General features: G+C 46.7%; 15 protein-coding genes. 12 read left to right on the forward strand and 3 right to left on the reverse strand.

The features are described from left to right. The first annotated feature begins 180 nt into the window (after positions 1–180). Both AC438_RS11540 and AC438_RS11545 read left to right on the forward strand, forming a co-directional pair. Complete coding sequence (locus AC438_RS11540) at positions 181–480, forward strand: TfoX/Sxy family protein (protein WP_053981417.1); 300 nt, start codon at positions 181–183, stop codon at positions 478–480. 104 nt (positions 481–584) lie between these two features. Then, complete coding sequence (locus AC438_RS11545) at positions 585–959, forward strand: Rieske (2Fe-2S) protein (protein WP_238376378.1); 375 nt, start codon at positions 585–587, stop codon at positions 957–959. Positions 960–991: 32 nt separating this feature from the next. On the opposite strand, the gene sfsA is transcribed toward AC438_RS11545, so the two are convergent. Next, entirely contained in the window at positions 992–1726 is a 735-nt protein-coding gene (sfsA, locus tag AC438_RS11550) for a DNA/RNA nuclease SfsA (RefSeq protein ID WP_053981418.1), read from the reverse strand. Between the two features lie 198 nt (positions 1727–1924). Here sfsA and dksA point away from each other — a divergent pair, with 198 nt between their 5' ends. From dksA to AC438_RS11575, 5 genes are all read left to right on the forward strand, one after another. Further along, positions 1925–2362, forward strand: a complete 438-nt coding sequence (gene dksA / locus AC438_RS11555) for an RNA polymerase-binding protein DksA (RefSeq protein ID WP_053981419.1) — start codon at positions 1925–1927, stop codon at positions 2360–2362. A 197-nt stretch (positions 2363–2559) separates the two neighbouring features. Next, positions 2560–3465, forward strand: coding sequence for a tRNA glutamyl-Q(34) synthetase GluQRS (gene gluQRS / locus AC438_RS11560; RefSeq protein ID WP_082354126.1), 906 nt, complete (start codon positions 2560–2562; stop codon positions 3463–3465). A gap of 119 nt (positions 3466–3584) precedes the next feature. Further along, the gene (locus tag AC438_RS11565; RefSeq protein ID WP_053981420.1) at positions 3585–3776 is read left to right on the forward strand and encodes a hypothetical protein; all 192 of its coding nucleotides are present in this window, start codon (positions 3585–3587) and stop codon (positions 3774–3776) included. After that, complete coding sequence (locus AC438_RS11570; protein WP_053981421.1) at positions 3773–6763, forward strand: ATP-binding protein; 2991 nt, start codon at positions 3773–3775, stop codon at positions 6761–6763. Before AC438_RS11565 ends, AC438_RS11570 begins: the two co-directional genes overlap by 4 nt. Before the next feature lie 5 nt (positions 6764–6768). Then, complete coding sequence (locus AC438_RS11575) at positions 6769–8163, forward strand: sigma-54-dependent transcriptional regulator (protein ID WP_053981422.1); 1395 nt, start codon at positions 6769–6771, stop codon at positions 8161–8163. A gap of 934 nt (positions 8164–9097) precedes the next feature. Here AC438_RS11575 and AC438_RS11580 read toward each other — a convergent pair. Beyond that, positions 9098–9526, reverse strand: a complete 429-nt coding sequence (locus tag AC438_RS11580) for a CopD family protein (protein WP_053981423.1) — start codon at positions 9524–9526, stop codon at positions 9098–9100. Positions 9527–9591: 65 nt separating this feature from the next. Beyond that, complete coding sequence (locus AC438_RS11585) at positions 9592–11349, reverse strand: chloride channel protein (protein ID WP_053981441.1); 1758 nt, start codon at positions 11347–11349, stop codon at positions 9592–9594. Between the two features lie 428 nt (positions 11350–11777). Between AC438_RS11585 and argC the strand changes: the two genes are divergently transcribed. From argC to AC438_RS11610, 5 genes are all read left to right on the forward strand, one after another. Beyond that, positions 11778–12827, forward strand: a complete 1050-nt coding sequence (argC, locus tag AC438_RS11590) for an N-acetyl-gamma-glutamyl-phosphate reductase (protein ID WP_053981424.1) — start codon at positions 11778–11780, stop codon at positions 12825–12827. Position 12828: 1 nt separating this feature from the next. Next, positions 12829–13593 (forward strand): DUF6776 family protein, encoded by a 765-nt coding sequence (locus AC438_RS11595; RefSeq protein ID WP_053981425.1) that lies wholly within the window; start codon positions 12829–12831, stop codon positions 13591–13593. Between the two features lie 18 nt (positions 13594–13611). Then, on the forward strand, positions 13612–14043 hold the full coding sequence (locus tag AC438_RS11600; RefSeq protein ID WP_053981426.1) for a bactofilin family protein: 432 nt from the start codon (positions 13612–13614) through the stop codon (positions 14041–14043). 166 nt (positions 14044–14209) lie between these two features. Then, on the forward strand, positions 14210–14563 hold the full coding sequence (erpA, locus tag AC438_RS11605; RefSeq protein WP_053981427.1) for an iron-sulfur cluster insertion protein ErpA: 354 nt from the start codon (positions 14210–14212) through the stop codon (positions 14561–14563). 368 nt (positions 14564–14931) lie between these two features. Continuing rightward, positions 14932–16017, forward strand: a complete 1086-nt coding sequence (locus tag AC438_RS11610; RefSeq protein ID WP_053981428.1) for a DNA alkylation repair protein — start codon at positions 14932–14934, stop codon at positions 16015–16017. The last annotated feature ends 13 nt before the right edge of the window (positions 16018–16030 follow it).

A 16030-nucleotide genomic window follows, 5' to 3' on the forward strand; every position in this document is an offset into this window, starting at 1 on the left:
TTTTTAAATTTAAAATCTTGTGCTAAACATTAAAACGTTGTCTACATTAATGAGGGGCATAAAGCTTTTAGACTCTCATATTGTATAACCTGAAATTGTATAACCTAAAAAACGATCCACGATGCTGTGAATAATTAACTTTTAATCGCGCCATAATAATAAACCACTAGGACTATCACTATGCCAGCCAATGCTAAATTAAAAAATCAAGACTTGCTAGAGCTTCGCAATCTCGGCATGGCCTCTGTCAATATTTTACACGCTGTTGGTATCAACACTTATCAAGACTTAGAAGATGTAGGCGCAGTCGACACCTACCGTCGCATCAAAGACCGCGGTATTCACGTCTCTAAAGTCATGCTTTACGCCTTACAAGGCGCGTTGATGGACGTACACTGGAACGATTTGCCTGCGTCCTTAAAAGCACAGCTGGTTAACGACGCTGAAGAGCCCGCTAAAGTTGCAGAACTTAATAATTAACGTATTGTTGATACCTCAACAATACAATAAGCTCTATTGTAATAGACTCTACACTGATAGCTTGCGCGCGTTACAATAATGCCTTTTAACCTAGGCCTAAACTTGTGAGAACACTTTGCACTATCGCACATTTTGAGCAATTTGCAGAACCCCAAACAACGCATAACGATCACCCAGCATCCAATAGTCAAACCTTAGGGGTGAATATGGATGGTGAGCACTATATTGTGGTGAGACAAGCGCACATTTTTACTGCATTTATTAACCGCTGCCCCCATTTGCACATCCCACTCGAGTGGCAGGCACACCATTTTTTAGATCCTGATACCGAACTGTTACGCTGCTCAACCCATGGGGCCCTGTTTATACCGAGCAGTGGCGAATGTGTGAGTGGACCTTGCGCAGGCGATACATTGCAATCAGTGAATATTCAACGCATAGCCGATACGCTAGTTTTAGAAGATCAAGCTTCAACATAACCTTCAGGTCTATAATGATGCATACTCAGCGCTTAGCACTCTACAGGCAATGCGGTAGTCAGCGTAATGTGAGTCGATGAAATATGCGCACCGTAGGCTAGTATCTCAACACCCGCTTTTTTTGCCTCTTGCAATAAAGCGGCGTATTTAGGGTCAATGTGTTGCGCAGCTCTCACTTTTTGAATCCCTGTATGTAGCACACAAAACAACAATACCGCGCGCCGACCTTCTGCCACAATATTCATTAATTCTTGCAGGTGTTTTTGCCCGCGCGTACTCACAGCGTCAGGGAAAAAACCACAATATTCAGCATCAGGGTTCTCAGGCTGTAGTGTATCCAATAACGTGACACTTTTTACCTCAACATAACATTGAGGTAAACCCGAGGCCTCAAGCATAAAATCTATTCGGCTTTTGTCACCGTATTTTACCTCTGTGCGAATCCCTTCAGAAGGGTAGGCGCTGAGCTCGCTCACCACACCTTGGGCCAATGCCTGTGCCACCACTTTGTTGGCCACTTGTGTATTGATACAGGCGAGGTGGCCTGTGGGCGTAGTGGCTAACTGCCAGGTATATGCGTATTTTCGTTTTGGGTTGTCGCTATGCAGCAGCCAACAGTCACTCCCCTCGACAATGCAGTTTTTCATGCTGCCTGTGTTAGGGCAATGGACCGTTATGGTCTCGCCCGTGGGCAAAATCACATCGGCTAAAAAACGCTTATAGCGTCGTACTAGTGTCGCTTTTCGTAATAATGGCGTAAGAATCATTAAATATCCTGACTAACTAACCTTAGGGCTAGCGCACTTTTGGGGAATCTGTTAGGTTTGCCGGCTTGGCCGAGGCGAGTAAACAACGATTCACTATTGAAATCGTAAAGATTGCCCCAATTTTTGCGCCAATGCCACTTTGATAGCGGTAATACTAACGGAAAGTTTTTGGTTTTTAGAGATTAAGAGGCCGCAATAATGCCCGATTCACAAGCAACTCAATTCGCCCTGCATGGCTTTAAGCCTTACCAGCCTAGTGATGGTGAAGAGTACATGAGCGATACCCAACTAGAGCATTTTAAAAACTTGCTGCTAGCTTGGAAAGAAGAACTAATGGTAGAGGTTGACCGCACCGTCAGCCACATGAAAGATGAGGCCGCCAATTTCCCCGACCCTGCTGACCGAGCCAGTCAAGAAGAAGAGTTTAGCTTAGAGCTGCGCACTCGTGATCGCGAGCGTAAGCTCATCAAAAAAATTGACAAAACAATCGAACTCATAGAAGCCGATGACTACGGTTATTGCGAAGCCTGCGGCGTCGAAATTGGTATTCGCCGCCTAGAAGCTCGCCCAACAGCGACTCAGTGTGTAGATTGTAAAACACTCGCAGAAATCAAAGAAAGACAAGTCGGCGGGTAATCATCACGCCGTGGCAGCGTTCGCTCATTACTGATAAGAATACGGCCACACTCTTATTGCGGCAACTCGGGTACCATCATATCTAGCCTCTTGATAAGCCTGCAGTTTATGCGCGCTTATCAAGAGGCTGTAGCGTGTAGGCCCGTACTTAAATATACTCACCCCTAGTACACAACAGGTACATAAGCTACCCCAGCATGCCCGCACCTATTAAAATACCTAGCGTACCCCCTTCACCCTCACAAACCACGTCACGGCCTTATATTGGTCGCTTTGCTCCGTCACCGTCAGGCGCGTTGCATTTAGGCTCTCTGGCGTGTGCACTTGCCAGTTACTTTGATGCTAAAGTCCATCAGGGATTATGGCTCGTGCGAATGGAAGACATAGACCCGCCCCGCGAACCGGCCGGCGCTGCCGACGCTATTGTGGAATGTTTGATCAAACACGAGCTGCACTGGGACTGTGAAATACTCTATCAAAGTACACGCACCGCCGCATACCAGCGCACTCTCGCACAACTTAAAGCCAAACAATTAACCTACTACTGTCAATGCAGCCGCAAAATACTGCGTACGCTCAATGGGGTTTATGATGGTCATTGTCGTTATCTACAGCACACTGATGGCGCAATCAAATTCAATATACAACACGCGTCAACACTAGGCCTTAACACACAAGTCAGCTTTATCGACACGCTATGTGGTACACAGCAACAAGATTTACTGGCATCAGGGGATTTCATTATCCACCGTAAAGATGGCCTGTTTGCTTATCAACTCGCCGTCATTACCGACGATATTGCACAGGGTATTACTCACATCGTGCGCGGGGATGACCTACTTGATGTCACCTTTAATCAATTAATGCTGTTTGAGACCCTAGATTACCAAGCACCTCAATTTACCCATATTCCCGTACTACTCGATGATCGGGGCTATAAACTCAGCAAACAGCACGGTGCACCGGCGGTTGATATCAACACACCCCAGAAAAATATTTACACCTGCTTGCAACAGATGGGGTTTACCCCGCCACCACATGCCAACACTAAGCAATTGCTTAGCTGGGGCATAGATGCTTGGCATGTTAGGTGTTTTTCTTGAAGTCTATTTTGGCATTTACTCAGTACATTTAGTTACTAAAATTCACAACATTAGGCATTCTCATTGCTAGACGGGCTTAAGTTGAGTAGTATTTGCCCACATTTTACTCAGTTTATATTATGAATAAGCCCAGCCCACTCGTTTATCTCGCTTTGGTCGCCTATATTTTTGCGCCTGCACTTATTGGCTGGGTGATGGATCCTAAGGGTCACTGGTATCGTCCGTTCGGTATTTGGCTACTGGTGGTGGTGGTTGCTTACTTAGTGCAAAAATACAGAGCAAAACGCGCTGCCGAGCAAAAAGCCTCATGAGTTTTTCATTTGCACAGGTCGCTTTAATCAGCTTTATGTATGTTGCGATGGTTTTTGGCATTGCCTACTCCACCGAGCGCAATTGGATTCCCGATAAAGTCACCACTCACCCAATTACTTACATTTTATCGCTTGGTATTTTTGCCAGTGCATGGGCATTTTATGGGGTCATCGAGCTAGCCGATCGCTTTGGTTACGGCGCTCTCGCGTATTATATCGGTACAGGTCTGCTCTTTTTGTTTGGCGGCTTTGCTTTAAGACCGCTCGTGGAGCTAGCGAAACGCTTCCAAATCAACTCCATGGCCGACTTACTGGTTTTTCGGTACCACAGTCACTTGGTCGGTGCGCTGGTCACACTGCTTATGCTACTGGCCATGCTACCTTTGATTGCATTACAAATCCAAGCCGTTGCCGATACCATGATGCTGCTCATTAAAGGGCAAGAGCAAAAAACACAAATTGGCCAATTGGGCATGCAACAATCCCTAGGTTTAGTGTATTGCCTAGGTATCGCTGTATTTGCCGTATTATTTGGCGCTAACCGCGAGCACCACAAAGGGCTCATCAACGCGATGGCTTTCGAGTCGCTCATTAAGCTTTTAGCGCTTTTAATTGTGGGCGGCTATGTAGTATCGGTCGGTTTTGGCGGGCTATCGGGGCTTGATGACTGGTTGAGTAATAATCCTCATCACGCATTAGCACTGTATACCGCTAGCGATGGTGCCACCGCGCATACACTCATGCTCGTTTTTATCGCCACTGCGGTTTCTATGCCACATATTTTTCACATGACAGTTGTCGAAAACCCTGTGCGTCAAAGTAGCAGCTTAGCCTCTTGGGCCTTTCCGTTATTTTTGTTATTAATGGCTTTGCCTATTTTCCCTATTTTATGGGGCGGCTACCATTTATCTTTGGATATTCCCGCGCAGTACTTCCCGCTCGCCATCCCGTTAGCTAACGGTAATCCCCTTATTGCTATATTGGCTTATATTGGTGGATTATCTGCCGCAACAGGTGCTTTAGTCGCCATGACTCTGGCTCTGACCACCATGATTCTCAATCAGTGGATACTGCCAAGCAATGCACTTAAAACCAAACGCGACCTCTATCGCCAGCTCATTTGGATGCGCCGCGGCTTAATTACATTTATTGTACTGGTCGGCTTTGCCTTTTATTTATTACTCAATAACCAATTTACGTTAACCCAACTCGCTTTAACGGCTTTTATTGGCACCTTGCAGTTATTGCCCAGCGTGCTCGGCGTCACCCACTGGCCTAAGATTAATCGACGCGGCTTAGTCGCTGGCGTTGCGGCTGGTGGCGGAACGTGGTTTGTCGGGCTGTTTGTTCCGCTTATTTTAGGGCAGCATCACTGGAGCACCACTATTGGCCCAGTACACATAATCACCGGCGTTGATGCATGGCAAGACATTACACTGTGGAGTCTAGGCATTAACGCACTCGCGTGTCTTATTGTCTCTCGTTTAACCCGTCAAAGCGATGACGAGCGCTACAGTGCCGAACTGTGCTCACAAGATGAACTAAGCCATCCAGTCAGGCTCACACTTGATATTCGCTCACCCGACGAAATTATCGATCGACTCAGTACCCGCATTGGCGCCTCCACAGCAAAAGCCGAAGTCGAGCGGGCATTGCATCGTCTAAACATCAAGCCCAACGAGAATCGTCCTTTCGCATTGCGCCGCTTACGTGACGAACTCGAAGCCAACTTATCAAGCCTTATGGGTATTGCTATGGCAAGCGATATTATTGATCGACTGGTCCCTTACAAAGTACCCGAAGCCCATGATGCACCCGATATCAATCTCATTGAAAGCCGCTTGGTTGTTGTGCGCGATCAACTGACAGGACTTGCTGCCGAGCTTAACAATCTGCGCTTATATCATCGTAAAACCCTAGAGCAGCTACCCTTGCCGACTTGCTCGATTGGTCAAGACCTCGAGATATTGATGTGGAACAGCGCGATGACCAAGCTAACCGGGATAGAGCGCGATGAGGTTACAGGTTCTCATATCAAAGACATTCGCGCGCCCTGGGGGAGTTTATTGCATCGCTTTTCCAACTCGTCAGAGCACCGTTTTTACAAGCGTCAAATTGAACTCAACCAACGCCCGCACTGGATTACATTGCACAAGGCATCAATCCCTTCAAGCTTATCGCAGCAAAGTGATGGCCAAGTGATTATTTTAGAAGATGTCACAGAGCTGCAGTTGCTAGAGCAAGAGCTCTTACACAGCGAGCGCCTCGCCTCGGTGGGGCGCTTAGCAGCAGGTGTCGCTCACGAAATTGGCAACCCGGTGACAGGCATTGCTTGCCTTGCCCAAAATATGCGTTACGACACTGAAGACCCTGAAGTACTCGAATGCATTGAGCATATATTATCGCAAACCGATCGCGTCAGTCGCATTGTACAAACTTTGGTGAGCTTTTCGCATGCGGGGCAACAAACCTCCGATCACATGCACAGTGTCAGCTTACGCGATTGCGCCCAAGAAGCCATTTCGTTATTGTCATTGCAACAAGAGAAACACCAAGTCAATTTTGTTAACGAAGTACCCGAATCACTCAGTGTTTATGCCGACAGTCAGCGTCTGATTCAAGTCTTTGTTAATTTGCTCTCTAACTCACGCGATGCTAGCCCGTTATTTGGCGATGTTATTGTAGCGGGCTCGTCCAACCCTCAGCATACCACTATCACCGTCACCGACTTTGGCTCGGGAATTCCGCAAGAATTACAAGACCGTATCTTCGAGCCCTTTTTTACCACCAAAGAACCCGGAGAAGGCACCGGCCTTGGTCTGGCGATGGTATATAGCATTATAGAAGACCACAAAGGGGGACTGGATATTGAGTCCCCTGCACACCAAGACACAACCAATGGCACGCGCTTTATCATTACCCTACCCAATCAAAATCAGGTTGATGAACAAGGCTCCTCTAGCCCCAACAGCACACAATCAAGTTAATACTTATGAATAAGATTTTAATTGTTGAAGATGAAGCGATTATTCGCACAGCACTACGCAAGCTCCTTATCCGCAATAAATTTGATGTGAATGAGGCCGGCTCGGTTAAAGAAGCTATCACAAAATATAAGTTTGCTAATTTTGATTTGATTATCTCCGATTTGCGCCTTCCCGGCCAACCAGGCACCGACCTTATCAAGCTAGCGGGTGACACTCCCGTACTGATCATGACCAGCTATGCAAGCTTACGCTCAGCAGTCGACTCAATGCGTATGGGCGCAATTGACTATATTGCCAAGCCTTTTGATCACGATGAAATGATTACAGCAGTCAAACGCGTGCTTCTAAAGCGTGAAAAAGCCGCTGCTAGCCAAAAAGCCTTGATCGGAGAGAATCAAACCCTTGTTGAGGGCATGATCGGCTCATCCTCTGTCATGAAAGAGCTTTACGCCAAAATTCATAAGGTTGCCCCTACTGGAGCGACGGTATTGGTCAACGGCGAAACTGGCACCGGTAAAGAACTCGTTGCGCAAGCATTGCATTCAGAGAGCCCACGCAAAGATCATCCAATCATTTCGGTCAATTGCGCAGCTATTCCCGATACGCTTATTGAAGCTGAATTATTTGGGCATGAAAAAGGCGCTTTTACTGGCGCCGCGAATACCCGTGAAGGCTTAGTCGCCGCCGCCGATGGGGGGACTTTATTTCTCGATGAAATTGGCGAGCTGCCACTAGAAGCACAGGCACGCTTATTGCGGGTTTTACAAGAAGGTGAAGTACGCCCGCTAGGCTCGGTTGAGTCGCACAAAGTCAACGTACGCTTAGTGGCTGCGACCCATCGCGATCTGGGTAAGCTCGCCAAAGAAGGTTTATTTCGTGAAGATTTGTACTTCCGCATTAACGTTGTACAGCTTAAATTACCACCGCTACGCGAACGCGGCAAAGATATTCTTTCGCTGGCCGAAACCTTTATTCGCCGCTACTGCGAGCAAATCAAAAAGCCCCTGCTCACACTGACACCCGAAGCTATTCAGGCGATTACCACCTATCGCTGGCCAGGTAATATTCGCGAGCTCGAGAACGCTATTCAGCGAGCGGTTATTTTATGTGACGGCGACCAACTCAGCCACTCGCTACTCGATATTGACCTAGATCTTGTCCATGAAGAAGAAGAGCCAACCCCTAAAGAGCAGGAGGAGTCCAAACCCATGTCTCCTCAATCACAAGAAGACTTATCACTCATCGATTACTTTCAACGCTTTGTTTTAGAACACCAAGACAATATGAATGAAACGGAATTAGCCCGTAAGCTCGGTGTGAGTCGTAAATGTTTGTGGGAGCGACGACAACGCTTAGGCATCCCTCGCACACGCGGCAAAAACCCTGAAAAGACCTCGTAATGCCTCTTTGCTGATAAAAAAATCCTTGCTTTTACCAAGAAGCAAGGATTTTTTTATTGCATATTAAGCACTTATATGGAGTACCTATGTTAAGTGGCTGTACAGCATAATGAGAGCACAATACTGCTGGCGCCTTTATGCGACTCAAAACAAAAGCGACAGGCAACCAAAAGCAACAACACTGAGCTAACATCACTTAGAGTACCGCCACCAACCATCGGTGCGTCAACGCACCGTCTTTAGGTAACAAATTATTGCTGGGGTATCAAAATCACAACATTAGCTTCATTAAATTGACATAAAATCTCGCTAATATTATCTATCGATAAGAAAACAACGCTAATTGAGCACTAAAAGTACACTAATCAGGCACAAAGAAAGATTATGCAGGCCTTAGTGATCAAAGTGTTACCCCTGACCCGTATATACGTTACCTTTATCACCAAAAGGTAACAGCAGCGTCAAAATTCCCCCTGCTCATACCTATAGAATTAACATAACTTACTGTTTTTAAAAGGTTTTTAACTGTTGGCACACGCCATGCTTTATTGGAGTCATAATAAAAACAATAAAGAATAATAATAAGCAAACCAATAACCAATAAGAACAATAAATAATAAAAACAATAGAAAATTATAACTATAACAACTATAAATAATAAAAATATGTAGACGTATCACTCGGGAGGCATGTAATTGCTTAACCATTACGAGCACAAGACCATAATCATAATAGTGCTCGGTTGAATAATAAGAACAGTTACAATAAAAAACTTGTTAAAAAGGGGAAGGCTAATGGCCTTCCCCTTTTTATTGATCATACGCTATTTTGAGCGTCTCCTTTTTGAACCCACACCGTTAAGACACTCTTGATTTAAGTCTATTCGGCCTTTAAGCCGACACGTTGCAGCAATAATGAGCGATAGTGTAAAGGTCTAAAACGGCCTCACAACCACCATAATGACAATCGCGGCCAAAAACAAAACGGGGACCTCGTTAAACCATCTAAAAAACACATGGCTTGGGGGCTCAAAGTCACGTGCAAACTTTTTAACATAAGCACCACACATATGATGGTAACCGGTTAAAAAAAAGACCAGTGTTAACTTGGCGTGAAACCACCCCTGAGTTTTATAATAATCCCAGTTCAAATAAGCCATCCACGCTCCTAATGTCCATACTAAAATCATAGAGGGCGCACCAATACCGCGATAGAGCTTACGCTCCATGATTTTAAAGCGCTCGCGCCCAGCTACATCATCACAGCTTGCGTGGTACACAAATAAACGCGGTAAGTAAAACAACACCGCAAACCACGCTACAACGGCCATGATATGGAAGGCTTTAACCCACAAAAAAAGCATAAAATCTCCTTACCTGTTTGAATAAAAACACATTAGTCAGCCATTAAAGCGCGACCAAAACACCCTCACGAATGATAATAATTATCTAAATGCTCCGCCGTGAGTAAGCCCTGCATAGCATGTAACACAGAAGCATGCGTACCCGCAACGTAGACAGCATCGCTATGCCCTTGCGTAATCGCCTGCTCAGCCTCCCATAGCGTCGCATCTTCATGAATGGCCGACAGTATAAGCCGCTGAGCAGGAATGGCAAAAAGGTCAATTTCTTTTTCAAGTGCCAATACTTCGACCGGCGCCTCCTCGAGCCAGGCGGCTAAATTGGCCGCTCGAAGGGCTGTATATTTGGGGGCCTCATCAACGACTAACCAATTGGGTTTAGTCGCGAGTATTTTTTTCGCTTGCTCGTAATCCATCTGTTTATGCACAACCACCAGCGCCGTATCCATTACACTGCGCACACCCGCACGGCGCAACGCTTGCTGGGCGGGCTTTAAGTTTAACGGTCGGCCACTGTGCTTGAGCTGCTCAATAAAAATACCGCTAAATTTAAAAAAGTAACGCGTTGTAATACACGCCACCACAATGACCAACATCGCAGGAAAGATAATATGCGGGTTATAACTCAACTCTAAAACAGCCACCAGCGCTGCCAGTGGTGCATTAATTACTGCCGCCATCATGCCAGCCATACCAATCAGCACATAAAATGCAGGCTCAACTGATATCTGCGGAAATAAAGCATGCACCAGCAAGCCCAGCGCGCCACCCAGACAAGCGCCGCTCACCAACGCAGACCCAATAACCCCGCCAGGTAAGCCTAAGCCCACTGTAAATGCACTCACGACTATTTTGGCCAAACAAATCAGTAGCAAGCCGCCAAACAACAGCTCACCGGTCATCGCTTTATTGAGCGTATCGTACCCTAGGCCCATAATTTCGGGTAGCCACCAAGCGACCGCACTGGTAACACATGCCGCCAATAAAAGCCGCTGCGATAGCGGCCAATGGCGCAAACGCATAGCCGTAATATTTAGGCGAATAAATAACCCAGAACCTAAAGCAATAAACAAACCGCATACAACCATAAATGGCAGCTCTATTAGGCTTTCCATATCGTTGCGTACCAACACCAACTCGCCAGTGCCGGTAAAAACCGCTTGACTCAGGGCCGCCCCCATCACCGAAGCCATAATGACAGGTACAAAACCAATAATGGTATACTCCATCACAATCACTTCCATCGCAAAAATCACCCCCGCCATTGGTGTATCAAACGAGGCTGCAATAGCCGCTGCCACACCGCAACCCACCAAAGTATGGCGACTGTTATTGGGCAACTTGAGCCAATTACCCACTTGACTGGCGCAACCGGCACCTAAGTGAATAGCTGGCCCCTCACGCCCCACCGAAAAGCCACTTAACAAGCAAATAATGCCGCCAATAAACTGTGCAAACCAATTGCGCTTAGGCAAACGACCTTGAAAGTGATGCAATCGATGCAGGACATGCCCCACACTCACTTGTGAAGCCTCAGGCCCCATAAAGCGTAAAAACACCCACAAGATAAAAGCCCCCGTAAAAATCATGATGACGCGAATAGTCGGCTCTAGTTGCTCAAAGCTTTCGGCTCCTGCTGGCATAAATTGCGCTAGAGGCCAGTCGATAAAAAGCCTAAAAAGCACAATGATAAGCCCAGTAAACACACCAATAACCAAACCCAGCAGCGTTAATTGCGGTAAGGCATCAATGTACGAAAGCGAATGGCGGAAATGGACAATGGCGCTATCAGCGCGCTTTATCCAATGAGATAAGGCTTTTGGCATAGTGGATATAGCTTTTGTTTTGGGTGAAAGGTCATTAACATACACACCGAGCATATGCCTATAAGTTATTTTACGCGCTATTGTTCCAATATTGGGAGTAAGCTAAGCGCTGATGACGCAAAAGGCCGTCACCGTTATGACCTAGCGGATACGGCTTGAACGCATACAGCAAACGCTTGGTTAGCGCTTGACACCATGATTATTGGGAGTCGCGCTGTGGCAACTCTACTGCTACAGCTTAAATATAGCCGTTATCAATTCAATGTGGCGCTTGGAACTGTTAGCCGAATTGCGTGTCAGCGTGCACGGCTATATTAACAGGTTGCACTCATGAGCTTCAGTGCAACTAATTACACCCCAAAAGAAGCGGCTATGCCAAGTAGCTCACCATAATAAAACGCATTCAACAGTCAAAACAGAGGTGGTTCGTGATTAAAGTTGGTATTGTCGGTGGTACAGGTTATACAGGCGTGGAGCTGCTACGCTTGTTAGCTCAGCACCCCCAAGCCCAAGTCAGTGTCATTACCTCGCGCGCCGAAGCAGGCCGCGGCGTCACCACGCTATTTCCCAACTTGCGCGGCCATTACGATCACTTACACTTTAGCGCACCCAACAACCAAACTCTGCTAAGCTGTGATGTCATTTTTTTTGCAACACCCCATGGCGTTGCCCAAGCTGCAGCAGGTGAACTCCTCGAAGGGGGCGCTAAGATTATCGATTTATCTGCGGATTTTCGTCTGCGCGATATTGCAACATGGGAACACTGGTACAACCAAGCGCATGGCGCTGAGCAGTGGCTGCCTGAAGCGGTTTACGGGCTCCCCGAATTTAATCGTGAGACCGTAAAAAACGCACGCCTTGTTGCTTGTCCAGGGTGCTACCCTACGTCTGTCCTATTAGGCTTTAAGCCACTCATAGAGAATAACTTAGTTGACACTCAGCATCTAATTGCAAGCTCGGCCAGCGGGGCTAGCGGGGCTGGGCGCGGGGCTAATAGCGCCCTGCTATTAACCGAAATAGGCGAAAGCTTTAAAGCCTACGGCGCTACAGGCCATCGCCATCTTCCCGAAATAGAACAAGGCCTCGGCGATTTTGCCAAGGCCGCTGGGCAAAACAGTGATATTCAGCTCACCTTCGTTCCGCATTTACTGCCCATAAGTCGCGGTATCCACTCCACGCTCTTTGCAACGCTCACCGATACCCGCATCGACTTACAAGCGTTATTTGAAAGCGCTTACGCTAATGAACCTTTTATCGATGTATTGCCCGCAGGTAGTCATCCTGAAACGCGCACAGTAAAAGGGACAAATATGTGTCGTATTGCTGTGCACCAACCACAAGGACGCGATACTGTCGTTATCACCGTAGTAGAAGATAATTTGACAAAAGGCGCATCAGGCCAAGCCATTCAAAATATGAATATTATGTTTGGCTTAGAGGAGCGCTGCGGTTTAGAACTAGCATCGTTACTACCTTAATATGGCCAGTGTTAAAGCAAGTAAACAGCACCGCTTAGTTGTTGTTCGTCACCGCCCTGCTCTCAATCTGTTGATTCGCTTCACATTATTTATTGCCATTACCGGAGCCGGAATAGGCGGATACATGGTCGGTTACTATACAGGCGGCCATCAACAAGAGACACTCGAGCAAGCGCTGGCCGAGCAGCAGGAAGCTGCACAGTCACTAAAAGCCGAACTCAACGCGCTCACCCAGCAATTGGTTAATACTAAAACTGGCGCCGAAGTTGATCGCGGGGCCAGTGAAACGATTCGTCAAGAGTTACTCACCCTTAAAAGTACATTGCAAAAAACCCAAGAAGAAAACACCTTTTACCGCAATATTATGAACCCTCCGAAGGGCCAAAAAGGTCCCGCTATTGGGCAGTGGCAGGTCAGCCCTAATGGTGTCACCGAGCAATACGATTTTAAACTTGTTGTCAAACAATTAGCCAAACACACCCACTGGGTCAAAGGTCGAGTCGAGCTATTCATTAGTGGGCTAGACGCCCAAGGCCAGGCACAAGCCTTAAACTACCAGACGCTCGCTATACCACAAGCGACGAACGACACAAAAGATACAACAGCAAAGAACGACCCCTCAGTACTCAATGTTCGCTTTCGTTACTTTCAAACACTCACCGGGACGTTTAAATTACCTAAAAATTTTACACCACAGCAAGTCACGATTAACCTTATGATCGAAGGTAAAAAAACGCAAACTATCACTAAAAGCTATGACTGGTAACAGTCATTAGGGGAAACCATGTTCGGATCAAAAAAGACAATAGACCACGGCAGCAACCATACATTAATTTCGCGCGGCACCAGAATTGTAGGCGACATCCATTTCGCCGGTGAATTACAAATTGAAGGCCAAGTGATTGGCAATGTGATTGCTGAAGGTAACAACGATGCACGTTTAGTGATTGCCGACAAAGGCCTAGTAGAAGGCGAAGTACGCGCCCCTAGCGCTGTCATTAACGGTAATGTGCGCGGCGATGTACGCTCAACAAAGCATTTGGAGCTCGCCTCGAAGTCTGTCATTCAGGGTAATGTGTACTACAAAATTATCGAGATGGTGAAAGGCTCGCAGGTTAACGGTAACCTCGTACACTTTGACGAAACAGCCGATAACACCAACAAAGTCGAAAGTATCGATGTCGCTAAAAACAAACCCGCTTCATCCGCAGTCTAGCCATGCGGTACTGCGCAGTGCCCATCAGTAACAAGATTGCACCTGATTCGCAAAAACGCCGCACATCACATGCTTTTAATCACAGCGTGCTTATGCGGCAAAGCCAATACTTGACTAAAACACTCAGGTTATCAATAATCGCCTACCAACAACTGTTGAGGCCAATATGAGTTCAGCGCAAACCTATACCCCCACACCCATTCAAGTCACCGAAAATGCTATTGCCAAAGTGCGTAGCCTAGTCGAAGAGGAAGAAAACCCAAATTTGGTACTGCGTGTTTACGTTACAGGCGGAGGCTGCTCAGGATTTCAGTACGGTTTTAGCTTTGATGAAGAGCTAGATGAAGAGGATACATTGATAGAAAAGGAAGGCATTCGTGTGGTAGTAGACCCTATGAGCTACCCCTATTTGGTTGGCGCGCGCGTTGATTACCAAGAGGGCTTACAGGGCTCACGCTTTACCGTCGAAAACCCCAATGCCAGCTCGACTTGTGGCTGCGGAGCCTCATTCTCAGTCTGACAGCTTTTAGCAATAACCGTTACACACAATACACAATCTCATATAGCCAGTCTTGATGTGCTGATTAACACCCAGCACTTTGGCCTACTTGGCCACCACCAAAGCACACCTGCCGACAAGACATATCGACAAAGCGCACCGACATAACACGCCGACAGAGTACAACAGATACATATTATGCAATACACTGCCTCGCCTTATGAGGTGATGATGGGTTATTTTCGGGCCTTTGAGTGCGGACCTTGGAGAGTAAGAAGGGGTAAACTGTGTAGGAACACAAAGTCGAGGAGCACAAAGTCTCCGAGAGCTTGCACAGCCCATTCAATGATTATTTCGAGACCTCTGAAGAGTTACAAAAAGGTAACATCATGAAACAGGGCTTATCTCACCCCGCTATTATGCATATTAGTCAAAGCTTAGCGGCAATAGAACCCAGCTTTAGTGCCGATAATTTTGAAAAATCTGCTCTGCAAGGGCTAGACAATCTCGCACTTAAAGCGCGCGTGAATCATATTATTGCTTGCCTCCATCAACACTTACCCTCATTCGAGCAGTTCGCACCCAAGCTTTGCCAACTCCCCCAACACTGGGATCAAGGTGACCCTAACGAGGCGCAACATCGCTTTGCCGCTTGGCCAATTATTGATTATGTAGCCGTGCACGGCATAGAGCATCCCGAACTCGCTTTTACAGTACTCGAAGCCATCACCCACTTATTTAGCGCGGAGTTTGCAATACGGCCATTTATTGAGCGCTACCCCACCAAGGCATTCGCCCAACTTAAACAATGGACAACAAGCACCAATGAACACGTTCGCCGCTTGGCTAGTGAGGGCTGTCGCCCACGCTTGCCGTGGGGCATACAACTCAAAGCCCTAGTTGCCGATCCATCACCCATCTTTGCTATTTTAGAACCGCTCAAAAGTGACAGTAGCTTGTATGTTCGTAAATCAGTGGCCAACAATTTAAACGACATCAGTAAAGATCACCCCATTACCATGCTGCAACACTGCGCAAAATGGCAGCACAAGTGTACAACCACGCACACCCAATGGATTATAAAACACGCTTGCCGTACGCTAATCAAAGCTGGTCATCCCCAATGCTTAGCATTATTAGGCTTTAACCCCGCTCAAATTAACGGCGTGGCGCTTAAGTGCAGCGCCGTTGCCACAGTCAATTCCCCTCTCAGCTTTGAATTCACTGTCATGAGCACCCAAGATCAAGCCTTGATTATTGATTACGCCATCGATTTTTTACGCGCCAACGGCCGTTATAACCGTAAGGTTTTTAAGCTTAAAACATTCAACGCTACGCAAGGTCAACATATTACTCTTAAAAAGCACTATTCATTCAAACCGATTAGTACGCGCCGATATTATTTAGGACAACATACGCTTAGCTTACAAATTAATGGAAAAGTTGTCGCGAGCCAATGCTTTACATTTAAATAAGCCCCTCAGTATT

Origin of the sequence: Marinagarivorans algicola, assembly GCF_001292705.1 — a bacterium.
In the GTDB taxonomy this organism is placed as follows: domain Bacteria; phylum Pseudomonadota; class Gammaproteobacteria; order Pseudomonadales; family Cellvibrionaceae; genus Marinagarivorans; species Marinagarivorans algicola.